The 21,995-nt window shown below is 64.9% G+C and carries 20 protein-coding genes; 15 read left to right on the forward strand and 5 right to left on the reverse strand.

Features of this window, described 5'->3' with window-relative positions; translation table 11 throughout:
* Position 1: 1 nt before the first annotated feature.
* The 3 genes from K311_RS0106190 to purM form a co-directional block, all read right to left on the reverse strand.
* Positions 2-718, reverse strand: coding sequence for a DUF3108 domain-containing protein (locus K311_RS0106190; RefSeq protein WP_026816594.1), 717 nt, complete (start codon positions 716-718; stop codon positions 2-4).
* Positions 715-1,377, reverse strand: a complete 663-nt coding sequence (gene purN / locus K311_RS0106195; protein WP_026816595.1) for a phosphoribosylglycinamide formyltransferase — start codon at positions 1,375-1,377, stop codon at positions 715-717. The genes K311_RS0106190 and purN overlap by 4 nt, the downstream gene beginning before the upstream one ends.
* 188 nt (positions 1,378-1,565) lie before the next feature.
* Complete coding sequence (purM, locus tag K311_RS0106200) at positions 1,566-2,630, reverse strand: phosphoribosylformylglycinamidine cyclo-ligase (RefSeq protein WP_051239606.1); 1,065 nt, start codon at positions 2,628-2,630, stop codon at positions 1,566-1,568.
* 103 nt (positions 2,631-2,733) lie between these two features.
* Here purM and K311_RS15680 point away from each other — a divergent pair, with 103 nt between their 5' ends.
* The 4 genes from K311_RS15680 to hda are packed head-to-tail and all read left to right on the forward strand — an operon-like array spanning position 2,734 to position 6,396.
* The gene (locus tag K311_RS15680) at positions 2,734-3,873 is read left to right on the forward strand and encodes a DUF2066 domain-containing protein (RefSeq protein ID WP_051239608.1); all 1,140 of its coding nucleotides are present in this window, start codon (positions 2,734-2,736) and stop codon (positions 3,871-3,873) included.
* The gene (locus tag K311_RS0106210) at positions 3,870-4,445 is read left to right on the forward strand and encodes a CDP-alcohol phosphatidyltransferase family protein (RefSeq protein WP_026816597.1); all 576 of its coding nucleotides are present in this window, start codon (positions 3,870-3,872) and stop codon (positions 4,443-4,445) included. The genes K311_RS15680 and K311_RS0106210 overlap by 4 nt, the downstream gene beginning before the upstream one ends.
* A complete protein-coding gene (locus K311_RS15685) occupies positions 4,442-5,701 on the forward strand; it encodes an AI-2E family transporter (protein WP_081683306.1) in 1,260 nt (419 codons plus the stop codon). Before K311_RS0106210 ends, K311_RS15685 begins: the two co-directional genes overlap by 4 nt.
* Positions 5,698-6,396, forward strand: a complete 699-nt coding sequence (gene hda, locus K311_RS0106220) for a DnaA regulatory inactivator Hda (RefSeq protein ID WP_026816598.1) — start codon at positions 5,698-5,700, stop codon at positions 6,394-6,396. Before K311_RS15685 ends, hda begins: the two co-directional genes overlap by 4 nt.
* On the opposite strand, the gene murU is transcribed toward hda, so the two are convergent.
* Both murU and K311_RS0106230 read right to left on the reverse strand, forming a co-directional pair.
* Positions 6,393-7,091: an N-acetylmuramate alpha-1-phosphate uridylyltransferase MurU gene (gene murU, locus K311_RS0106225; RefSeq protein ID WP_026816599.1), complete on the reverse strand. Its 699-nt coding sequence runs from the start codon at positions 7,089-7,091 to the stop codon at positions 6,393-6,395. The genes hda and murU overlap by 4 nt on opposite strands.
* Positions 7,092-7,138: 47 nt before the next feature.
* The gene (locus K311_RS0106230; protein ID WP_026816600.1) at positions 7,139-8,137 is read right to left on the reverse strand and encodes an aminoglycoside phosphotransferase family protein; all 999 of its coding nucleotides are present in this window, start codon (positions 8,135-8,137) and stop codon (positions 7,139-7,141) included.
* A 94-nt stretch (positions 8,138-8,231) separates the two neighbouring features.
* Between K311_RS0106230 and K311_RS0106235 the strand changes: the two genes are divergently transcribed.
* The 11 genes from K311_RS0106235 (at position 8,232) to K311_RS18055 (ending at position 21,616) form a co-directional block, all read left to right on the forward strand.
* On the forward strand, positions 8,232-9,686 hold the full coding sequence (locus tag K311_RS0106235) for a mannose-1-phosphate guanylyltransferase/mannose-6-phosphate isomerase (RefSeq protein WP_026816601.1): 1,455 nt from the start codon (positions 8,232-8,234) through the stop codon (positions 9,684-9,686).
* 147 nt (positions 9,687-9,833) lie between these two features.
* Complete coding sequence (locus K311_RS15690) at positions 9,834-10,994, forward strand: glycosyltransferase family 4 protein (RefSeq protein WP_051239609.1); 1,161 nt, start codon at positions 9,834-9,836, stop codon at positions 10,992-10,994.
* The gene (locus tag K311_RS15695) at positions 10,991-11,782 is read left to right on the forward strand and encodes a tyrosine-protein phosphatase (protein WP_043796945.1); all 792 of its coding nucleotides are present in this window, start codon (positions 10,991-10,993) and stop codon (positions 11,780-11,782) included. The genes K311_RS15690 and K311_RS15695 overlap by 4 nt, the downstream gene beginning before the upstream one ends.
* Positions 11,783-11,811: 29 nt before the next feature.
* Positions 11,812-12,537 carry a polysaccharide biosynthesis/export family protein gene (locus K311_RS0106250; protein WP_043796953.1) on the forward strand — a complete coding sequence of 242 codons (726 nt, stop codon included), beginning with the start codon at positions 11,812-11,814 and terminating at the stop codon, positions 12,535-12,537.
* Positions 12,538-12,552: 15 nt separating this feature from the next.
* Positions 12,553-14,829, forward strand: coding sequence for a GumC family protein (locus tag K311_RS15700; RefSeq protein ID WP_081683307.1), 2,277 nt, complete (start codon positions 12,553-12,555; stop codon positions 14,827-14,829).
* A 430-nt stretch (positions 14,830-15,259) separates the two neighbouring features.
* Positions 15,260-16,324: an acyltransferase family protein gene (locus tag K311_RS0106260; RefSeq protein ID WP_026816603.1), complete on the forward strand. Its 1,065-nt coding sequence runs from the start codon at positions 15,260-15,262 to the stop codon at positions 16,322-16,324.
* On the forward strand, positions 16,314-16,883 hold the full coding sequence (locus tag K311_RS17565) for an acyltransferase (protein WP_161627302.1): 570 nt from the start codon (positions 16,314-16,316) through the stop codon (positions 16,881-16,883). Before K311_RS0106260 ends, K311_RS17565 begins: the two co-directional genes overlap by 11 nt.
* Positions 16,884-16,936: 53 nt before the next feature.
* Positions 16,937-18,136, forward strand: a complete 1,200-nt coding sequence (locus K311_RS18040; RefSeq protein WP_161627303.1) for a lipopolysaccharide biosynthesis protein — start codon at positions 16,937-16,939, stop codon at positions 18,134-18,136.
* Positions 18,133-19,347 carry an O-antigen ligase family protein gene (locus K311_RS18045; RefSeq protein ID WP_081683309.1) on the forward strand — a complete coding sequence of 405 codons (1,215 nt, stop codon included), beginning with the start codon at positions 18,133-18,135 and terminating at the stop codon, positions 19,345-19,347. Before K311_RS18040 ends, K311_RS18045 begins: the two co-directional genes overlap by 4 nt.
* Positions 19,348-19,445: 98 nt before the next feature.
* Entirely contained in the window at positions 19,446-20,519 is a 1,074-nt protein-coding gene (locus K311_RS18050) for a glycosyltransferase (protein ID WP_081683310.1), read from the forward strand.
* 227 nt (positions 20,520-20,746) lie between these two features.
* Complete coding sequence (locus K311_RS18055; RefSeq protein WP_169742228.1) at positions 20,747-21,616, forward strand: glycosyltransferase family 4 protein; 870 nt, start codon at positions 20,747-20,749, stop codon at positions 21,614-21,616.
* The last annotated feature ends 379 nt before the right edge of the window (positions 21,617-21,995 follow it).

Consider the following 21,995-nt stretch of genomic DNA (forward strand, 5'->3'; position numbering starts at 1 on the left):
CTCAGAGCACCCGTACGATCCGCAGGTCGAGGGTGTCGCCGTCGCCTTCGTACTGCTTGATGCGCAGCGGCAGCCAGCCGCGTTCGCGGGCGAACCAGATCTTGGTGACGCGGCCGCTGCCGTCGCCGCGCACGCGCTCGACGCGGATCGCGCGCTCGGTGCCGATCGCGGTGCGCAGGCGCACCGCGGCGGCGGTGCGGTAGACCTGCGCATCGACGTCGCGGCGTTCGGCGACGGAGAACGTGCGCTCGCCGCGCCAGCCGGCGGCCAGTTCCGACATCATCACCGCGGTCAGGCCGTGCTTGTCGATCAGCGCCGGGCTCCACTGCAGGCGATAGGTGTCGTCGCGGTAGCGGCTGACGGCGGTGCGCGCGGCGGCGTCGATGTCGATCTCGTGCGTGCGCCGGCTGAACGCCGCGCGCTGCTCCATCCGGTAGCTGACGCCGGCCGGCTGCGCGCCGCGCCAGTCGATCACGCTGCGTTCGTCGCGGCGGATGCCGGCGGCGCCGTACATGCCCTGGGTCGCCTCGGTGTGGGTGACCAGCTCGTAGCGGCCGTCGGCGAGCACGCGCAGCGTGATCGTGCCGACGCCGAGCTTCTTGTCGTTCTGGAACACCTCGTATTCGGCGCTGAATCCGGCCGGCGGCGGCGCCGCGAGGGCGGAGGCGGCCGGCAGCACGAAGGCGGCGGCCAGGACGGTGCTGCGGAGAAGGTTCATGCGGTGGCTCCCGTGAGGCGGTCGTCGGCGTCGAGCTGCAGCGGCTGCTGCAGGCGTTCGCCGTCGAGAAGCAGGTGGTCGTCGCGCAGCCGCATCCGCCCTTCCGCCACCAGCGCCACGCTCGCGACGAGCAGGGCGTGCTCGCGCGGCAGCAGCCGCTCCGCCAGCGCGTCCGGGTCGTCGCCGGGCCGCACCGGAATGCGTGCCTGTGCGAGCACCGGGCCGGCGTCGAGCGCCGGGATGACGCTGTGCACGCTGGCGCCGTGCTCGGCATCGCCGGCGGCGAGCGCCTTGGCATGCGTGTGCAGGCCCGGATATTTCGGCAGCAGGGAAGGGTGGATGTTGAGCATGCGGTTCTCGAAACGCATCAGCGCGGCGGCGCCGATGATGCGCAGGTATCCCGCACAGACGATGAGGTCGGGCTGAACGCGGGCGATTTCCGTGAACAGCGCGTCGTCGTGCGCGTCGCGGTCCGCGTAATCCTTCGGTGCCCGCGCGAGCGCCGGAATGCCGGCCTCACGCGCGAACGCCAGCGCCGCACAGGCCGGCTTGTCCGAGAACACCCCGACGACCTCCGCCGGCACCCGCCCGTCCCGCGTCGCCGCGACCAGCGCGCGCAGATTGCTGCCCCTCCCCGAAACCAGCACTGCGATCTTCATTCGTCCGAAACCTTGGAGGTCATGGCAAGGGAACGCAGATTTCGCAGATCCACGCGGATAAGGGCGGATCGATCAACAGGGTTGGGCCAGGACTCACGATTTCCGAGGGCCCGAACAGTGGAACGAACCGCCTTCATCCGCCTTGATCTGCGGAATCTGCGTTCCTTTCGCTCGACTCGACCGGGCGCTCAGCCGATGCGGACGCGGTCGGGGCCGGTGGCGGGGATCACTTCGCCGATGCGCCAGCTCGGGAGCTCGAGCGCGGCCAGCGCCGCTTCGAGGGCCGGCAGCGCCGCCGGCGGGGCGACGAAGACGAAGCCGATGCCGCAGTTGAAGGTGCGCCACATCTCTTCCTTCGGCACCGCGCCCTCGCGCATCAGCCAGTCGAACACCGGCGGCAGTGGCCAGGACGCGGCATCGATGGACAGCCCGAGGCCGTCCGGGATCACCCGGATGATGTTCTCGGTCAGGCCGCCGCCGGTGATGTGCGCCATCGCGTGGATCTCGTGCGCCGGCAGCAGCTGCAGCACCGGCTTCACATAGATGCGCGTCGGCGCCATCAGCGCGTCGATCAGGCGCACGCCGCCGACCTCGGTGTCGGCCGGGCGGCCGGCGCGCTCGTAGATCTTGCGGACCAGCGAATAGCCGTTCGAATGCGGGCCGCTGGAGGAGACGCCGAGCAGCACGTCGCCGGCGCGTACCGCCGCGCCGTCGACGATCGCCGACTTCTCGACCGCGGCGACGCAGAAGCCGGCCAGGTCGTATTCGCCCGGCGGGTACATGTCCGGCATCTCGGCGGTCTCGCCGCCGATCAGGGCGCAGCCGGCGAGTTCGCAGCCCTTGGCGATGCCGCCGACGACGGCCACCGTGGTGTCGACCTGCAGCTTGCCGGTGGCGAAATAGTCGAGGAAGAACAGCGGTTCGGCGCCCTGCACCAGCACGTCGTTGACGCACATCGCCACCAGGTCGATGCCGATCGAGTCGTGGCGGTTCAGCTGCTGGGCGAGCTTGAGCTTGGTGCCGACGCCGTCGGTGCCCGAGACCAGCACCGGCTCCCTGTACTTGTTCGACAGGTCGAACAGCGCGCCGAAACCACCGAGGCCGCCCATCACTTCCGGGCGGAAGGTGCGCTTGACCAGCGGCTTGATCCGATCGACGACCTGGTTGCCCGCGTCGATGTCGACGCCGGCGTCACGGTAGGTGAGGGGAGTGGGCGTGGTCACGGCGGTTCCGGCGCGGGGGAAGGCGCGCATTCTAGCAGCGGCGCCGCGACCGGCCGGCCGGCGCGGCGCGCGTCGTGGACGGCTGCCGGCCGCTTGCGGCACCATGCCGGCAGTCTCGATTCCGGTTCCGTCCATGTCCCCGTTTCCACGAAGGCTCGCCGCGCTGCTGCTGACGACGCTGCTGGCGCCCGCGCTGGCCGCCGCACAGGACGCCGCATCCCCGCAGCCCGAAACCGGCGGCGACGCCGACAGTGCCGTGGCCGCCCCGGAAGCGACCCGCGACCCCGAGCTCTACCGCGCCGAGGTCGAACTGCTGTCGCAGGGCGCCGCCGAGCGCCGCGCCGCCGCCGCGCGCGCGCTGGCGCAGGTGATGGTGAAGATCACCGGCGACCCGCAGGCCGCCGCGCATCCGGTGGTGCGCCGGGCGCTGCCGCAGGCCGAGAGCTTCGTCGTCACCAGCGACACCAGCGAGGCCAGCGACGCCGGCGGCAACACCGCGATCGGCGGCGTGCCGATCCTGAAGACGAACATGAGCTTCGCCTTCGATCCGGGCAGCGTCGACGCCCTGGTCGCCGGCGCCGGCCTCGGTTACTGGACCAGCCCGCGGCCGCGGCCGCTGCTGTGGCTGGCGATCGACGACGGCCGCGGCGCCCGCCTGGTCAACGCCCAGCAGCTCAATGTCGTGAAGCCGCTGGCCAGCCGCGGCGTCGAGCGCGGCCTGCGTTTCGGCATGCCCTCCGGCAGCTCGGTCGAGCAGGCGGCGGTGAACACGATCTGGTCGCTCGACCCGGGCCCGATGCAGGCGCTGACCTCGCGCTACGGCGGCGAGACCCAGCTGATCGGCAAGCTCTACCGCGCCGGCGCCGGCTGGACCGCCGACTGGGTGCTCAGCGACGGCGGCACGGTGCTGTCGCGCTGGTCCTTCAGCGACCCGAGCCCGCAGCGGGCGCTGGCCTCCGGTGCCGACGGCGCCGCCGATGCGCTGGCCCGCCGCGATGCGGTCACCGTCGCCGCCGGCGAACCCGGCCCGCTCGTGATCGAGGTCGTGCGCGTGCACGGCGCCGCCGACTTCGCCCGGGCGATGGGCTATCTGCAGAAGCTCGCCGTGGTGCGCGAGCTGCGCGTGCTCGAGGCCGGCCCGGACTCGCTGCGCCTGCACCTGGAACTGGCCGTCGGCCCCGAGGGCTTCGACCGCTTCCTGGCCTCCGGCGACGTGCTGCAGGCCGATCCGCTGGCTCCTCCGGAGGCACGCCGCTACCAGCTGCGGCCATGAACCTGCGCCACCTGCCCAACGCCATCACCGGCCTGCGCCTGGCGATGGCGCCGGTGCTGCCGTGGCTGATGCTGCAGGGGCACTGGCGGGCGGCGTTCTGGCTGGCCGTCGCCGCCGCGCTCAGCGACCTCGCCGACGGCTGGCTGGCGCGCCGGCACGGCTGGCAGAGCCGCCTCGGCGGCGCCCTCGACCCGATCGCCGACAAGCTGCTGGCGGCGGCCGCCTTCCTCGGCCTGTGGTGGGCGCTGAAACTGCCGGGCTGGGTGCCGGCGCTGGTGCTCGGGCGCGATCTGGTGATCGTCGCCGGCGCCGCCGCCTGGTGGCGGCTCAGGCGCGGCTTCGAGGCGGCGCCGAGCTGGCTCGGCAAGGCCAGCACCCTGCTGCAGCTGGCGCTGGTGCTGTTCTGCCTCGGCGATGCGGCCGGTCTGTGGGGCCTGGACCGCGGCGAGTACCTGGCGGTGATGCGCCAGCTGCTGGTCGGCGTCGCGCTCGTGACCCTGCTCAGCGGCCTCGACTACGTCTTCCGTTATGGTGCGAAGGCATGGCAGGCCTCCGGGAAACGCCCACGATGAACCGACCCCTCCCCGATCCCTTCAGCGACCGTCGCCGCTGGCAGTGGCTGGCGCTGGCCGTCGGCGTCGGCGTGCTGATCTGGCTGCTGGCGCCGATCCTCACGCCGTTCGTGGTCGCCGCCCTGCTGGCCTGGATCGGCGAGCCGCTGGTGCGCCGGGTCGAGCAGGCCGGGCGTTCGCGCACCACCGCGGTGGTGCTGGTGTTCTGCCTGATGACGCTGGTGATCGTGCTGGCGGTGCTGCTGCTGATCCCGCTGATCGAACGGCAGATCTCGAAGCTGATCGACTGGCTGCCGCGGCTCGGCGCGTGGATCACCTTCACCGCGGTGCCGTGGGCGGAGGAGCGCTTCAACCTCGAGCTGCGCGGCTACTTCGACCCCAGCAACGTGATCATGCTGCTGCGCCAGCACTGGCAGGAGGCCGGCGGCATCGCCGCGACGGTGTTCGGCGGGGTGTCGCGCTCGGGGCTGGCGATCATCGGCTGGATCGTCAACCTGGCGCTGGTGCCGGTGGTGACCTTCTATTTCATGCGCGACGGCCAGGCGATGGGGCGGATGCTGCGCGACCTGCTGCCGCGGCCGGTGGAGCCGGTGGTCGTGCGGCTGGCGCACGAGTCCGACCAGGTGCTCGGCGGCTTCCTGCGCGGCCAGCTGAGCGTGATGATCGCGCTCGGCGCGGTCTATGCGACCGGGCTGAGTCTGGTCGGGGTCGACCTCGGCATCCTGATCGGCTTCATCGCCGGGCTGGTGAGCTTCGTGCCCTATCTCGGCGCCGCGATCGGCGTCGGCCTGGCGGTGATCGCGACCCTGGTCCAGCACGGCGACCTGATGCATCTGGCGCTGGTGCTCGGGGTGTTCGGCGTCGGCCAGCTGCTCGAGAGCTTCTTCCTGACGCCGTGGCTGGTCGGCGACAAGATCGGCCTGCATCCGGTGGCGGTGATCTTCGCGATCATGGCCGGCGGGCAGCTGTTCGGCTTCCTCGGCGTGCTGCTGGCGCTGCCGGTCGCGGCGGTGGTGGTCGTGGTCGGCCGCTACCTGCACCAGCGCTACACCGAGAGCCAGCTCTACGGCGCCGACGAAACCCCTGGTTCTGTTGTAGGAGCGCCTTCAGGCGCGATCCCGCCCGCCCCCGTAGGAGCGGCTTCAGCCGCGATGGAAGAAATCGCGCCTGAAGGCGTTCCTACAGGTGCGATCGCGGCTGAAGCCGCTCCTACAGGTGAGGTCGCGCCTGAAGGCGCTCCTACAGGGCAGCCGTGATCACGCCGCAGTTGCCGCTCGGCCTGCGGGCGCCGCCGGACCAGCGTCTCGACACCTTCCACGGCCAGCCCGAAGCCGTCGCCGCGCTCGCCGCGGCCGCGACCGCGGGCGGCGACTGGCTGTATCTGGCCGGGCCGGCGGGAAGCGGCAAGACCCACCTGCTGCTCGCCGCCTGCGCCGCCGCGGCCGAAACCGGCCGGCGCGCCGCCTACCTGCCGCTGGCCGGGTTCTCCGGGCATCTGGCCGACATGCTGCCGGCGCAGGAAGGCGCCGACCTCGTGTGCCTGGACGGGCTCGATGCGGTCGCCGGGCACGGCGGCGACGAAGAGGCGCTGTTCCATTTCCACAACCGCGCCCGCGCCGGCGGCGCCACCGTCGTGTACGCGGCGCGGCAGGCGCCGGCGGCGCTGGGCCTGGCGCTGCCCGACCTCGTGACCCGGCTGGGCCAGTGCACCCGCGTGAACCTGGCGCTGCTCGACGACACCGGCCGCCGCGACGTGCTGCGCGCCCGCGCCGCCCGCCGCGGCCTCGACCTCGACGACGCCGTGCTGGACTGGCTGGAACGCCGCGTCGACCGCGACCTCGGCTCCCTGACCGCACTGCTCGACCGCGCCGACCGCGCCAGCCTCGCCGCGCAGCGCCGACTCACCGTCCCCTTCCTCCGCCGACTCCTGAACGGGGACGTACCCCGTTAAGCGGGGTACGTCCCCAACTGGCGCAGGCGCTCGATGGTGCCGACGTCGGTCCACTCGCCCGCGTGCCGCTGCCCGGTCACCAGGCCGCGCGCCATCGCCGCACGCAGCACCGGCGCCAGCTTGAAGCGCGGCGGATCCAGCGCGACCCCCGGCGCATCGCCCACCGCCGAACACCACCCGTCCAGCAACGCCGCCCGGTACACGCCCACGCCGGCGAAGGTCAGCCGCGGCGCGCCCTCGGCGGCAACCCGCCCGTCCGCCCCGAGCACGAAATCCCCGCCCGGGTGGTGCCCGGGGTTGTCGACCAGCAGCAGATGCGCCAGCCCCGGCGGATCGCGGGGCAGGGCGGCGAGGTCGGCGTCGCACCAGACGTCGCCGTTCAGCCCGAGGAAGGGCCCCTCGCCGAGCCGCGGCAGCGCCGCGAGCATGCCGCCGCCGGTCTCCAGCGGCTCCGGCCCCTCGTACGACCAGTGCAGGCGCAGCCCCCAGCGCGCGCCGTCGCCGAGCGCCGGTTCGAAGCACTCCGCCAGCCAGCTCGTATTGACCACGACCTCGCGCACCCCGATCGCCGCCAGCCGCTCCAGGTGCCAGACGATCAGCGGCTTGCCGCGCACCGGCAGCAGCGGCTTCGGCGTGGTGTCGGTCAGCGGCCGCATGCGCTCGCCGCGCCCGGCGGCGAAGATCAGCGCCTTCACGGGTCAGCGTCCTGCATTGCGGTCCGTGTCCCTCATTGCGGCCCGCGTCACTGCGGCATCGTCAGGTCGCGGTCGCCGATCGCCCCGGCGATCAGCCCCACCAGTGGCGCGATCTCCGGATAGCGCCCGCCGACCTCGCGCACGTACTTCCACACCAGCGGCAGGTCGCCGAGGTAGCCGGCCTTGCCGTCGCGGTACCAGAGCCGGCAGAAGATGCCGAGCACCTTGATGTGCCGCTGCAGCCCCATCAGGTCGAAGGCGCGCAGGAAGGCCTCGCGGCCCGGCACCGGCACGCCGGCGTTCGCCAGCATCTGCCGGTAATCCCCGGCCCAGGCCTCGACCCGCTCGCGCGGCCATTCGATGTAGCAGTCGCGCAGCAGCGACACCAGGTCGTAGGTGACCGGCCCGCGCACCGCGTCCTGGAAATCGACGATGCCGGGATTGTCGCGGTCGGTGATCAGCAGGTTGCGCGAGTGGAAGTCGCGGTGCACGAACACCTGCGGCTGCGCCAGCGCGCTGTCGACCAGTACCCGGAAGGCCGATTCGATGACGTCCCACTGCTCGCAGCCGATCTCCCGGCCGAGGTGGCGGCGCAGCAGCCACTCCGGCATCAGCTCCATCTCGGCGACCAGGCGCGGTTCGTCGTAGACCGGCAGGCCGGCGGTGTCGGCCTTCAGCTGCATCGCCAGCAGGGCGGCGAGGGCGTCGCCGTAGTGGCGGTCGACCGTGGCCAACGACAGCTCGGGGAGCAGGGTGCGGTCGCCGAGGTCTTCCATCAGCACGAAGCCGCGCTCGGGGTCGGCGGCCTGGATCTCCGGCACGTGCAGGCCGGCGCGGGCCAGGCGGTCGGCGACGTCGAGCCAGGGGCGGATGTCCTCGCGGTCCGGCGGCGCGTCCATGACGATCCAGCTGCGCCCGGCCGATTCCGCCCGCCAGTAGCTGCGGAAGCTGGCGTCGTTGGACGCCCGCCGCAGCGGCGCATCGGGATCGGCGAGGGCCTGGCGGGTCCATTCCAGGCGGAGTTCTTCGCGGGTGGGCAGGGCCATGAAATCGCTTGCGCCGGCGGCTCGGGGTACGAAAGACCGGATAGTAGCCGCTCGGGCCGGCTATCCTGCGCCGGTCCGAACACGAAAGACCGCGATGGCCAGCAAGACCCCTCTCGTTCCCGTACTGCTTTCCGGCGGCTCCGGCACCCGGCTCTGGCCGCTGTCGCGGGAAACCCACCCGAAGCAGTTCCAGCCCCTGGTCGGCGACGCGTCGATGCTGCAGGCCACCTGGCGCCGGGTCGCCGGCCTGGCCGGGGTGGCGGCGCCGATCGTCGTCGCCAACGAGGAACACCGCTTCATGGTCGCCGAACAGCTGCGCCGGGTCGGCGTGAAGCCGTCGGCGCTGCTGCTCGAACCGGTCGGCCGCAACACCGCCCCGGCGATCGCCGTCGCCGCCCTGCAGGCGCGCGCCGGTGGCGCCGACCCGCTGCTGCTGGTGCTGCCCTCCGACCACGTGATCGCCGACGCCGCCGGCTTCCGCGCCGCGGTCGAGCGCGCGCTGCCGGCCGCCGCCGCCGGCGCCCTGGTCACCTTCGGCGTGGTGCCGGACGCCCCGGAAACCGGCTACGGCTACATCCGCGCCGGCGCCGGCAGCGTCGCCGGGGATCCCGAAGGCGCCGTGCGCCCGGTCGCCCGCTTCGTCGAGAAACCCGACCGCGCCACCGCCGAGGCCTACGTCGCCAGCGGCGACCACTATTGGAACTCGGGCATGTTCCTGTTCCGCGCCTCGCGCTATCTCGCCGAGCTGCAGGCCTTCGCCCCGGGGATCGCCGCCGCCGCCGAGGCCGCCCTGGCCGGGGCCGCTCAGGATGCCGATTTCACGCGCCTTCAACACGCGGCCTTCGCGGCCTGCCCCTCAGATTCCATCGACTACGCGGTGATGGAACGGACGCGAAGCGCCGCCGTTCTGCCGGTCGACGTGGGCTGGAACGACGTCGGCTCGTGGTCGGCGCTGTGGCAGGTGGCCGACCAGGATGCGGACGGCAATGCCCACCACGGCGACGTGATCGCACTGGATTGCCGCAACACCCTGGCCTGGGGCGGAAGGCGGCTGGTGAGCCTGCTCGGGCTCGAGGACGTGATCGTCGTCGACACCGACGACGCCCTGCTGGTCGCGGCGAAGGAGAAGGTGCAGCAGGTGAAGGACATCGTCGCCCGGCTGAAGGCCGAAGGCCGCCCGCAGGCCAGCGTGCACCGCAAGGTGTACCGGCCCTGGGGCAGCTACGACGGCATCGACAGCGGCGACCGCTTCCAGGTCAAGCGCATCGTCGTCAATCCCGGCGCCGCGCTCAGCCTGCAGATGCACCACCACCGCGCCGAACACTGGATCGTCGTCAGCGGCAGCGCCCGCGTCACCTGCGACGACCGCGAGTTTCTGCTCAGCGAGAACCAGAGTACCTATATCCCGCTGGGCAGCCGCCACCGTCTGGAGAACCCCGGCAAGGTGCCGCTCGAGCTCATCGAAGTGCAGTCGGGCAGCTATCTGGGTGAAGACGACATCGTCCGTTTCGAGGATGCCTATGGCCGCCACTCCCCCCCCGACCTGTAGGAGCGCCTTCAGGCGCGATCCCCCCACCCGTAGGAGCGCGTTCAGGCGCGATCCCCTGCCGTTACCGGTTAGAATCCCCGTTCCCGGCATGAACACGCGCCCAAGATCGCGTTTCTCGCCGTCAAAAACGGGGACAGGGGGTCCTTGATGCAGTATCTGGCCTTGATCGAGAAGATCGAGCTTGCACAATGGCTGCGCGCGGGCATCTGCCTGCTGACCTGCGCGGTGCTGATCCGGGCGCTGGTGCCAGTGGCGCTGCGCTTCGGAATGGTCGACAAGCCCGGCGGCCGCAAGGACCACGGGGCGCCGATCCCGGTGGTCGGTGGGCTCGGCATCCTGGTCAGCCTGATCCTGGTCACCCTGTTCACCGAGACGCCGATCGACATCCGTTTGGTCACCTTCGCCGCCTGCGCGATCGGCCTGGTGCTGGTCGGCCAGCTCGACGACCGCTTCGACATCAGCGCCCGCTGGCGCATCGGCGCCCAGGCCCTGGCCGGCACCGCGATGATGCTCTTGGCCGGCGTCACCGCCACCAACCTGCAGGACGTGTTCGGCTTCGCCGGCTCCAACATCGGCCTGTTCGCCTTCCCGTTCACGATCTTCATCGTCGTCGGCGTCATCAACGCCCTGAACATGGCCGACGGCGTCGACGGCCTCGCCGGCTCGCTGTCGCTGGTGTCGGTGGCGCTGTTCACCTGCTTCGCCCTGTATTCCGGCGACTTCCGCATCGCCGGCCACCTGCTGGCGGTGGCGGCGGCGCTGGTCGGCTTCCTGCTGTGGAATTTCCGCTTCCCGTGGCAGCCGCGGGCGCGGGTGTTCCTCGGCAACGGCGGCAGCATGCTGCTCGGCTTCGTCATCGCCTGGTGCAGCGTGCAGCTGACCCAGAACGAACAGCACCCGGTGTCGCCGGTGCTGGGGCCGTGGACGATCGCGCTGCCGCTGATCGACTGCATCGTGCTGATCTTCCGCCGGCTGATGCAGGGCAAGTCGCCGTTCTCGGCCGACCGCCAGCACATGCACCACCTGCTGCTCGATGCCGGCTTCAAGCCGGTGGCGGTGGTGCTGCTGATGGCCGGGGTGTCGCTGGCGCTGGGCCTGTTCGCCGCCTTCGCGGTGAAGCTGGACATCTGGCGGCCGCTGCTGGTCGTGCTGTTCGGCGTGCTGCTGGTCGGCTGGTTCGTGTTCACCCGTGACCACGAACTGGCGGTCGAGCGGCTCAAGCGCCTGCGTGGCGCCTTCGTCAGCCGCCAGGCCGTGGACGACGGCGACGACGACGAGGCCGTGCCCGCCGACGGTCCCGCCCGATGATCGACCTGCACTGCCACATGCTGCCGGCCATCGACGACGGCCCGACGGCACTGGACGTGTCGCTGGCGATGGCCCGCTGCGCGGTCGCGGACGGCATCACCTTCACCGCCTGCACCCCGCACATCTACCCGGGCCTGTACGAGAACTCGAAGGACGGCATCGCCGCCGCGGTCGACGCCTTCCGCGCCGAGCTCGCGAAGGCCGGCATCCCGCTGCAGCTCGGCTTCGGCGCCGACACCCACCTGGCCCCCGACCTGGTCGGCGGCATCAAGGGTGGCCGGGTGCCGACGATCTGCGGAAGCCGCTACCTGCTGCTCGAGCCGCCGCACCACGTGGCGCCGCCGCGCTTCGCCGAATCGGTGTTCGGGCTGATGACCGCCGGCATCGTGCCGGTGATCACCCACCCGGAACGGCTCAGCTGGATCGAAAGCCACTACCAGGTGTTCCCGGACCTGGTGCACCAGGGCTGCTGGATGCAGCTGACCTCGGGCAGCCTCACCGGCCGCTTCGGCCGCCGCCCGCAGTACTGGGCCGAGCGGATGCTCGACGAAGGGCTGGTACACATCCTCGCCACCGACTCCCACCACATCGACAAGCGGCCGCCGCTGCTCGCCGAAGGACGGGAAGCGGCGGCCCGCCGGGTCGGCGCCGAGGAAGCGACTCACCTGGTCGTCACGCGTCCGCAGGGGATCCTCGACGACCGTCCGCCGTCCGAATTGCCGCCGCTGCCGGCGCCCAGACCCAGCGCGAAGGGGAAGGGCGGCTTCTGGCGGCGCCTGTTCCAGTAGAATCCCGAGCCCTTCCGTAGGAAATGACGATGACCCGCGCTTACTTCCGGTTCCTGCTGCTGCTCTGCGTGCTGCTGCTGACGGCCTGCGTCACCAGCAACACCGGCAACCTGCGGGCCGGCAATGCGCGCGCCGTGGTCGTGGCCAACGAAGCGCTGCCGGCCCCGGACTCCACCGGCGCCAGCGGCGCCTACACCGGCGTACCCGACTACCGCGTCGGCGCCCTCGACCTGCTGCAGATCAGCGTGTTCCAGCTCGACGCGATGAACCGCGAGGTCCGCGTCAACTCATCGGGCATGATCTCGCTGCCGCTGATCGGCGCCGTGGCCGCCGGCGGCAAGACGGTGCCGGAGCTCGAGCAGGAAATCGCCCGCCGGCTGTCCGAGGAATTCCTGCAGAACCCGCAGGTCAGCGTGTTCGTGAAGGAATACACCAGCCAGCGCATCACCGTGGAAGGCGCCGTCAACAAGCCCGGCATCTTCCCGATCACCGGCCGCACCAGCCTGCTGCAGGCGGTGGCGATGAGCGAAGGCCTGACCCCGCTGGCGGACCCGTCGGCGGTGGTCGTGTTCCGCACCATCGACGGCCAGCGGATGGCGGCGCTGTTCGACCTGCGCGAGATCCGCGCCGGCAACGCCGAAGACCCGCAGGTCTACGGCGACGACATCATCGTCATCGACCAGTCCGGCCCGCGGACTGCCCTGAAAACGATCACCGAGAGCCTGCGCGGCATCGTTGGTTTCCGCACATTCTGATCCAGGACTCTCGTGATGAACCAGGAATTCGACCCCCAGGAGGCCGGTTTGCCGGCGCCGGCTCCAAAACCACAGCCGCGGCATATGCTTGCGTCGCGCGAACGGCTTCTCAGTGCGGAGCTGGCTGAGCCAGCCGAACCCGAAAGAAAGGGCGAAATCGATCTTCTTGATTACTGGCGAGTAATCGTAAAGCGTCGCTGGACGGTAATCGCCGCAACGCTGATCATTTCGATCGCTGCATTGGTCGGGACTCTGCTGCTGACTCCCATCTATCGCGCAACTGCAACGCTTCAGATCGAGCGCGACACGATGCAGGTGGTTCAGGTGGAAGGGTTCAATCCGGCAGAGTCCCCTGCGGATCGAGATTTCTTTCAAACTCAATATGAGCTGCTAAAGAGCCGGTCGCTCGCTCAACGAGTCATTAGTGAGCTTGATCTAGAAAACGACACGGCATACCAAGCCATGACGGCGCCTGCGCCGTGGAAACTCTTGCTAGGCCTGGCCGGAGAAACTGACGACGAGGAACTCGATGCGGCTCATCTCGCCGCCACAGAATCCGTCAGACAGACATTGCGCATCAACAGCTTTCTCGCAAGCCTCAGCATTGAGCCGGTGCGTAACTCGCGTCTAGTTCGAGTTCACTTTGACAGTCCGGACGCAGCTTTTTCGCAGCGCGTCGTCAATGCCGTCGCTGAGGCCTATATCGCGAGCAATCTGGAGCGCCGCTTCGACGCATCTTCATACGCCAAAACCTTCCTGGAGGAGAGGCTAGAGCAGCTTCGAATTCAATTGGAGGATTCTGAATCGCGGCTGGTCGAGTTCGCCCAGCGCGAGCGAATTGTTGATGCAATCGACGGATCGTCCCTCTCGACGCAGAGTCTTTCCGAGCTGAACTCAACGTTGGCAGCCGCCCAAGACCAACGCATTCGTGCGGAAGCGCGCTGGAAGCATGCGGAGTCAGCGTCGGGCATGGGCCTTAGCGCCGTCCTCGGCAGTGAAATCGTCCAAGCGCTGCAAGAACGCCGTGCCGACTTGCAGGCTCAGTATCAGGACAAGCTCAGCATCTTCAAGCCTGCCTTTCCGGAGATGCAGCAGCTGCAGGCCCAGATTGATGAGCTTGACCGACAGATTCAGACCGAAGTTGGAAACATCAAGGCGGCGATCAGGGGCGAGTACGAGTCTGCGCTTGCACAGGAACAGATGCTTCGTGCTCAGATCGATGCCTTGAAAGATGAAGTGCTCGACCTGCGCAACCGAAGCATTGAGTACAACATCCTGCGTCGGGAAGTCGACACCAACCGGCAGCAATATGACGCGCTGCTTCAGCGATACAAGGAGATCGGCGTTGCCGGGGGTGTTGGCACTAACAACATCTCAATCGTCGATCCTGCCGAGCTTCCGATTTCAAAGTACAAACCGCGGCTTTCGATGAACTTGGCGATTGGTCTGCTATTGGGACTCGTCGTCGGATTGCTCCTCGCTCTGCTGTTTGAAGTGATCGACGACAGCGTCAAGCACCCGGAGGACGTCGAAAGGTTGCTTGGGCAGGCCGTGCTTGGGGTGATCCCTCTCTTGAAGTCGCCGATGACCCCGGCAAGGGCCATCGCCGATCCCCGGTCGGCCTTCGCAGAAGCATACCGCTCACTTCGGACTGCGCTTCAGTTTGCAACTGAAAGTGGCGTGCCCCGAAGCTTGCTAATCACTAGCGCTTCCCCGTCTGAGGGGAAATCAACGACGGCCTTCATGTTGGCCCAGAACTTTGCCCAGCTCGGGAAAAGGGTTCTGATCATTGACGCCGATCTTCGAAACCCTTCACTCCATAGGGCAGTGGGGAGCGATAACAGCGCAGGATTGAGCAACTACCTTTCGGGAGCCGCGAAGGCGATGGATGTAATCAAACAAACTGAACTGTCAAATTTCAGTTTCCTTTCTTCCGGCCCACTCCCGCCGAACCCCGCAGAACTGCTCGCTGGACCCAAGATGATCGCTCTCGTCAAGGTCGCGAGCGACAAGTACGACCATGTGATTATCGACGGGCCGCCGGTCATGGGCCTCGCTGATGCGCCCACGCTCGCAAACATGACGAGCGGCACGCTTCTGGTGATCGAGGCAGGTGGGACGCGCGTTGCACACGCCAAAAATGCGCTTAAACGACTCCAGGCTGCTCGTGCTCGCGTAATCGGTGCTCTGTTGACGAAGTTTGATGCGAAAGTGTCCGGCTATCACTACGGCGGCTACAACTACTACTCTTATGGTGCTGGGGAATCGACTAAGAAGCTCACGGCGAGTTAGTGAGCGGATACCTTCCTTTCCGTTAGGAACAATTAAATCCCCCTGCCGGATTGGAATGCAGTCGAGTAACGCCGTCTATCCCAAGCTGCGTTGCCAAGGCAAGTAGGGCGTTTTCTCGAACGCTCCGTTGGGAGACACGATCAACGCTCCGGAATGAATGCTTCGGCGCCGCTGCCTTGGGGCGAATTCCCTCCTCTGATGCGATTGATATTCCGGGTGACTGCGATGTGCGCCCCTGAACTTTAACTATGGCCATTTGGGCGGAGCTAAGTCCGTGACGCGCTTCCAAACAAAGACCAGCGTGCAGCTTGGCCAGCATAGGATTCGGGGCGGAGTCAGGTGCATCGCCATCGCGCTTTGCTATCGACAGGGAAGATGGGTGGGGCGTCATTAGAATGCAGGTCTCCCGAAGCCGCGGGCGCTCCTAAGCATGAGCGAAACTTCCGATATGCATAGCCAAACTCAAACGAGGCAACTTCCGCTCGACATGATGAGAGGTGTGGCTGCCCTTATGGTGGTTGCGTATCACTACACCTCAAGGCTCGGCGAGCTGTATCCTCAATATGGCTCAGCATTCACCTTCGGCATCGGCCATGTTGGCGTGCACGTGTTCTTCGTCATAAGTGGGTACGTAATATTTATGACGCTTAACAAGCTCCGCGCTGCTGGGCTTGGTGTGGTTGACTTTGCGAAGGCCAGATTCTATCGCCTGTACCCGATATTCTGGGTTGCTGTTGGTGTCACTTTTGCCTTGGTTTCACAGCTCACGCTTCCCGGCAGAGAGGCGTCTTGGTCAGATGCGCTCCTCAATCTAACGATGATTCCTCGTCTCTTGGGGGCGAACTTCGTGGATGGAGTCTATTGGAGCCTTGAGGTAGAGCTCATCTTCTACTTCTGGATAGCAGCGATCTACTTCCTGGTACCCCCACGCTTGTTCCCAATCGCCTTGTTCGTCTGGGTGCTACTGGGCAAGGCGGTCGCAGTACTGGCGCCGCAGCTTAGCCTTTTCACTGCGATACGGGTCCTGATAATCGGAGACTGGGTTCCGCTGTTTGCATTGGGGATCTCGATCTATCTGTTTCACAACCGGCGAGTTGGGCCACGCACGCTCTTCTTGTTCGCGCTGGTCTTTTGCGTCGACGCTTTCACGACACTGGAGCCTTTGGAGTCAGTGGTCGTGATTATCTGTGCCGGGCTGATCTATTTGTTTACCTCGAGGTGGTATTCCAATTTCGGCGCGCCGTCATTTCGGCCGCTGGTTTGGTTTGGGGCAATCTCGTATCCGCTCTATCTGGTGCACCAGAACATCGGCTATGCACTGATACTGCGACTCCGGGACGCAGGTGTGCATGCACCGATAGCGCTTTTGACCGTGATTTCCGTAGTGATTGCGCTTTCGTCCGCCCTCACCTATGGCGTCGAAAAGCCCATCATGAGGTGGACTCGCCGCGATGCGTCTCGGGGTCCGGCCGTTGAACCGGCGAATGGAGTGTGACGTGGGAACTTCTCGCTCGTTAGTTCGGATTCGGAAGTACGGCAAGTTCGTCTTCGACTCGATCGCGATCCGATTGGACCCGGAGGCATGGCTAAGGAGAGTTGGCGCAAGAGTTGGTGAGGGTTGCCGATTCTATGGCGTTAAGCCTGGAACTTTTGGCTCGGAGCCATTCCTCATCTCGATTGGCGACCACGTCACCATCACCGATGGAGTCAAGCTGATTACACATGACGGTGGGCTTTGGATCTTCCGAAAGGCGACTCCGAAGATCGAGCTTTTTGCACCGATCGAGATCGGCAGTCGGGTCTTCATCGGTGTGAATGCGATCATCCTGCCTGGATCCGTAATCTCGGACGATTCCATCGTGGCAGCTGGCGCAGTCGTAAGAGGCAGTTTTCCCCCTCGGAGCGTAATTGGGGGGGTCCCTGCCAAGGTCCTCGGTACCGTTGACGACTATTTTGCAAAGAACGAATCATCAATAACAACCGAGTTCTTTGGGCTGACTGGAGGAGCGCGCAGAGAGGCGCTCACGAGAAAGTACCTGGGAAGGCAAGCGTGATCCGGAGGATTGCGTCGATATCGCTTGCGACAGCTGCAGGCCAAATCGTCCAAGTGGCTGTCTTCGTTGTACTAGCGAGATTGCTAGCGCCGGAGCATTTCGGGTTGTATGGCGCATTCATGGCTGTACTTGCTCTATCGACTGCGCTCGGCGCGTTTCGGTTCGAGCTTTCTTTCAGCCTGGTCGATGACGATTTCGAGTTGGCCTCCGTGCTCGTATTAGTTTTATGCGCGGCGATCGTGGTCGGAGTTTTGGCTGGAGTGGCAACGGGCGCTGTGGTCACTTTCGGTGGCGCCCTTCTTGGCCAAGACGCTACGACAATCGGTCGGCTTGAAGCTTGTTTCGCTGTGGGATTCGGGACAGTCACGCTCGTTCTAGGTGAGGTTCTTGCATTTCTCGCTCTGCGATTGGCTCGACATCAAGTCGTGGCGGGCTACTCCCTGCTTCGTCCGGTCCTGATCGGGAGTATTCAGCTCGGGGGCGTTGTACTTGACCCGGATCGGCCTGCTGCCGCTCTGGTTCTCGGCGCGGTGGCGGGCCAAGCCTTGTCGCTGGTCGTGTACGGCCCTGTAGTCCTTCAGACATTGCGCACCCGCCGGAAGCACGTAATTGAAGAAGCCTGGTCGACTGCCCGTCGATATGCATACTTGATGCGGACGCAGGCGGTCCAGCAGGTCCTGTCGCGGATAGGGCTGAACGCCCTGCCGATTGCATTGCCAGGTTTCTTTGGTGCTTCGGTGGGTGGCTGGTACGTGGTTTCCAACCGGATCCTATGTACGCCAAGTCAAGTTTTTGGGAAGGTTCTACGTGGTGTGTACTTCGCGGAGGCCGCGTCTAGGACGAGGGCGCGTCGGGAGGTGCAGACGCTCCACCTGTCGGCTACCGTTGGCGTTGCGTCAGCCGCGCTTCTGTTCTTCGCTCCAATTTCGATCTTTAGCTCTGAGGTCCTTGCTTTAGCGTTCGGGCCCCAATGGGTAGAAGCGGCGCCACTCATGTCTCTGTTGGCGATCTTCTGGTGGAGCGCCATCTCGAACATTCCAAGTTCAGCGCTTATTTCGCCGCTTCGGCTCGATTCTTGGTACGTCAGATATGAAGCTGGACTCCTCACAACGCGTATTGGTTCAGTTCTTATCGGCTTTCTGACTCAGGACCCCATTGTTCTAGTTGGAATATTCTCGATATCGGGCTTCGCGATGAACGTGCTCCTGATTGCCAAGGTTCGCAGAGAAGTCTTTCGTCAGGACCTGCGATGAAGATAAGTCAACGGGCTCTCGGCGCAAGCAGCTTATTCATCTACGCCGTTGCAGTGTGCGTGGCCGGCGGCAATGAGAGCTTAGTTTCCCTCGTAGCGGTCGCGGCTGGACTTCTCGCAGCCGCGTACTTGCTGACGATGCTCTCCGGGGCGCCTGAAAGCAGGCCCCAGTGGTTCTGGCTTCCGTACATCCTGCTCATCTCATGGGCAGCGTTGAGCCTAACTTGGTCGTCAGAGCCCCAAACGGGCCGTCTCATCACACTAATTCAGGTGATCGTGGTTGGGCTTATGTGCGCGCAGCTACTTAGCCAAGCCGGCGTGGTCGTGGTAGTTGAGTTAGCCTTCTACATTGGAGTTTTTGCCTCGCTGCTCCTCTCAGCAAACCACCATAGTGATGACGCCGAACGCCTTGGTGGTGCGCTAGGTCATGCAAACGATCTCGCCACCGTAATTGTTGGTGCGTCGCTCTTCGCTACTCGGCGGACGGTCTTGTTACTTCGTTCCGCACGAATCAGCTTCGTCGCGGCGACTGGGATATTTGGAGTCTTCGCTTGTTGCTTCTATCTCGCGTTCTACTCGGCCGGGTCTCGAAGGGCGATCATTGGGATGGCCATATGCGCTTGCTACATTTCCGTTCAATGGGCGTTCTCGGCAAGGACAACAATGCGAAAGGTGGGGGCGTTCGCCTGCGCAGCCGCTCTTGCGACCTTCGCGGCCCCATTGATCGTTGAGAGTACGTTCTACTTCCGCTTAGAAAGCCTGTTCTCCTACCTCGGCGGTGGTGAACTCATACGCGAGCAGAGCCTCGGCGTCAGGTCGGCTATGGCTGAGGAAGCCACTAGACTTTGGGCTGAACACCCCGTTGGAGGGGTTGGGCTAGACAGCTTTCGAGTGGTGGCCTCCTTCGGAACGTATTCTCACAACAACTTTCTAGAGGTTCTCTGTACGTTGGGTTTCGTTGGTCTGCTGTTGGTCTACTTTGCACCTCTCATGACGACAGCTCGTGCCTTTAAACTCCGGAGAAAGTCTAGCTCTCAGGAGGCGCTGGCCGAACGATCTTGGTTGCTTTTCTTTTCGGTTGTCTTGCTTGTTTCGGATCTGTTCTCAGTCTCTTACTATGACAAGATCAACTGGCTACTAACTAGCGTCCTGTTGGGCCATGGTGTTTTGGTGGTTCGTCAGGCGAGCCTCAGGTCAGCCGTAAGACGCTGAGTGACGGAAACAGACCAGGCATTGGTGCGGCGACACTAGACTGCGACGTGTGAACAAGCGCACTTATGTCGCGCCTCAGTTAGCACAAGTGAGTAAGAATGAAGAGCGCGACATCTTTCTACCTCCATGAGTTCAATTTTGGAGGGGCGGAACTCGTGTTGGCGAGTGTTGCCAATCTTCTTGCCGCACACGGGGTGGAGGTTGAGGTAGTAGTTAGCCGTCGCGGCGCGGCACATCACTTCTTGAGTTCGGCCATTCCGGCCATAGAAACGGGCACTACGAGAACGCTTAAGGATCTTCCATTTCTAGTGCAGTACCTCAAGCGAGAGCGCCCGGCGAGAATCGTCAGCACGCTGTTTCGCTGCAATGTCATCGTAGTGTTGGCGTCGATCATTGCGGGCTATCGCGGCGAAGTTGTGCTTCGAGAGACGACATGCCTCTACGAGCGTCTTGCCGGGGGAGCACGCTATAGGGTCCTTTACACGCGGATGCTCTACTGGCTGATGTCGCTTAGAGCAGATCGCGTGCTGGTGCCCTCTCGGAGCGTGTTGCCTGGACTTTCAATGCTCTCGAAGCGCTACGCGGCGAAGGCCAGTTTGGCGCCTAACCCACTTCGCGTTCGCCCCTGCGCAGTGAAGTCGTTTGACTTCGGTCTGAGGGTGGTGGTGCTATCCAGACTGGATCCGGTGAAGTCGATTGACTTGACGATTAGTGCGGTGGGGATGCTGGGCGGAGAGGTCGTTCTGGAGGTTTACGGAGATGGACCGATGCGTCCCCACCTAGAGGCGCAGGCGTCCATGCAGTTGCAAAGCGGGTCCTATCATTTCCATGGCTTTGTTAGTGATGTGGAATCTGCATACGAGCGCGGCGGTGTGTTCGTAATCTGTTCGATCCACGAAGGTTTCCCAAATGCAGCTCTCGAAGCGGTTATAGCTGGAATGTGCATAGTGGTCGTTGGAAGGCGGGAAACATTCGAAGATCTGGCTCTTCTGTTTCAGCTTGATGAGAAGTGCTTTGTAGAGTCACGCGATCCGGGTGCGCTTGCTGGTCGTCTGAGAGACGTGCGAAGGGACCCTTCACGATATCGCGCAAGCCGTGAGGCAATTGATGCTTACGTTAGCGGGGTCAATGAAAGGGTGTTGGCGGCTTACGGGCATACGGTCCTGAAATGAGCAAGGTCCATTCGGTAGTTCTTGTCGGGGCGCTTCGCGCATCGCTGAGTGACCACAGGTCAGGTGGGCAAACGTTTGCCTGCACAAGTTTGGCCAAGGCGCTTGCTGCCCGGGGCTGGGTCGTTCATGGGATCGATTCATCAATCGAGTCCATCCGCGCACGAAGCGGCTTTCATCGCCTTCCGGCCGCGTGCGCTCGCCTAGTGAGGTTTGTTTGGGCCTGTGTCGTGCACAGACCTGACGCGGCCCTTGTGTTCTCAAGCAGCGGACTAAGCTTCGTGGAGAAGGGCGTAATGGTGGTAATTGCCAGACTTCTCGGCGTCAGAGGAATTCTGATGCCAAGGTCGGGCCCTCTTCGTGAGAACCTTGAATCGTCGCGAATCATGCGCCTGTTCGCGCGAATGGTATTTCTTTGTGCGTACAGAGTTGTTTGTCAATCGGAGGGATGGCGCTCCTACTTCCTGAGCCTTGGGTCAAACGAATCTAAGCTCGAGGTAGTGGAAAATTGGATTCCGGGCTCGTCTTTCGCCTCTTCGAGCGCAGCTGTGGCAAAGAGTGAGCAGGAAACCTTTGTTGTTGGCTTCTTTAGCAGAGTTGAGATTGAGAAGGGAATTTTTGACTACCTTGAGGCTATAAGGCGTGCTCACATCCGGGAGCCTCACATCCGGGGACTTATATACGGTGACGGCTCGGCAATGCCTGCTGTAGAAGCTTGGATACGCGAGAACGATATGGGGGGCGTGATTCTTTGCGGGGGCTGGCTATCTGCAGATATGAAGTTCGAACGGTTGCGAAGGTTGGACGCTCTTCTGTTCGCTTCTCATTCGGAAGGGTTCCCGAATTCAGTGCTGGAGGCCGTTGCGATGAAGGTTCCCATAATCTCCGTGCGTGTCGGCGCGGTGGAGGATTTTCTAGTTCACCAAGAGTCTAGTCTTCTGGCGACAATCGGTGATGTTGAGGATTTGGCCTCGCATGTTCTTACATTGGCGACAGAGGAATCTTTCCGGATCCGTTACGCATGTGCCGCATACGAGAGGGCGGTTCGACAGAACACGGAGCGTTGTGCTGTGGAACGTATTGCAGAGGTCTTGTCATGAATCCGGCCGTCTCGGTCTACAGAGTTGCCAATCGTTTCCATCGGGCGGGCTTTAGTAGGGTTTCGTGGGCACTTTCATGGCTCAACCGGCTCATTTTTTCCGCATGGATTCCGGGCTCTGCTTCGATCGGTAGAAATTTTGTTTGTGGATATTGGGGTCTTGGGGTTGTGATCCATCAAGAGGCAGTCATAGGGGACGATTGCATAATCTCCCAGAATGTGACCATCGGGAGAAATGGCACAAAGGATGGAATTCCGCGGCTCGGGAACCGTGTTTATGTTGGGTCGGGGGCTGTGATTGTTGGAGGGGTTTTCGTTGGAGACGGCGCGAAGATCGGTGCCAACAGTGTTGTTCTCCACGACGTCGAGCCCGGGTGCGT

Origin of the sequence: Arenimonas composti TR7-09 = DSM 18010 (genome assembly GCF_000426365.1) — a bacterium.
In the GTDB taxonomy this organism is placed as follows: Bacteria; Pseudomonadota; Gammaproteobacteria; order Xanthomonadales; family Xanthomonadaceae; genus Arenimonas; species Arenimonas composti.

Excerpts from the sequence above, each read along its gene's own strand:
- K311_RS17565 (WP_161627302.1), top strand. The coding sequence starts at position 16,314 with ATGGAGTGTGACGTGGGAACTTCTCGCTCGTTAGTTCGGATTCGGAAG.
- K311_RS0106190 (WP_026816594.1), bottom strand. The coding sequence starts at position 718 with ATGAACCTTCTCCGCAGCACCGTCCTGGCCGCCGCCTTCGTGCTGCCG.
- K311_RS15685 (WP_081683306.1), top strand. The coding sequence starts at position 4,442 with ATGAACCGACCCCTCCCCGATCCCTTCAGCGACCGTCGCCGCTGGCAG.
- K311_RS18050 (WP_081683310.1), top strand. The coding sequence starts at position 19,446 with ATGAAGAGCGCGACATCTTTCTACCTCCATGAGTTCAATTTTGGAGGG.
- K311_RS15700 (WP_081683307.1), top strand. The coding sequence starts at position 12,553 with ATGAACCAGGAATTCGACCCCCAGGAGGCCGGTTTGCCGGCGCCGGCT.
- K311_RS0106260 (WP_026816603.1), top strand. The coding sequence starts at position 15,260 with ATGAGCGAAACTTCCGATATGCATAGCCAAACTCAAACGAGGCAACTT.
- K311_RS15680 (WP_051239608.1), top strand. The coding sequence starts at position 2,734 with ATGTCCCCGTTTCCACGAAGGCTCGCCGCGCTGCTGCTGACGACGCTG.
- K311_RS0106210 (WP_026816597.1), top strand. The coding sequence starts at position 3,870 with ATGAACCTGCGCCACCTGCCCAACGCCATCACCGGCCTGCGCCTGGCG.
- K311_RS18045 (WP_081683309.1), top strand. The coding sequence starts at position 18,133 with ATGAAGATAAGTCAACGGGCTCTCGGCGCAAGCAGCTTATTCATCTAC.
- purM (WP_051239606.1), bottom strand. The coding sequence starts at position 2,630 with ATGCGCGCCTTCCCCCGCGCCGGAACCGCCGTGACCACGCCCACTCCC.
- K311_RS0106235 (WP_026816601.1), top strand. The coding sequence starts at position 8,232 with ATGGCCAGCAAGACCCCTCTCGTTCCCGTACTGCTTTCCGGCGGCTCC.
- K311_RS0106230 (WP_026816600.1), bottom strand. The coding sequence starts at position 8,137 with ATGGCCCTGCCCACCCGCGAAGAACTCCGCCTGGAATGGACCCGCCAG.
- purN (WP_026816595.1), bottom strand. The coding sequence starts at position 1,377 with ATGAAGATCGCAGTGCTGGTTTCGGGGAGGGGCAGCAATCTGCGCGCG.
- K311_RS15695 (WP_043796945.1), top strand. The coding sequence starts at position 10,991 with ATGATCGACCTGCACTGCCACATGCTGCCGGCCATCGACGACGGCCCG.
- K311_RS0106250 (WP_043796953.1), top strand. The coding sequence starts at position 11,812 with ATGACCCGCGCTTACTTCCGGTTCCTGCTGCTGCTCTGCGTGCTGCTG.
- K311_RS15690 (WP_051239609.1), top strand. The coding sequence starts at position 9,834 with ATGCAGTATCTGGCCTTGATCGAGAAGATCGAGCTTGCACAATGGCTG.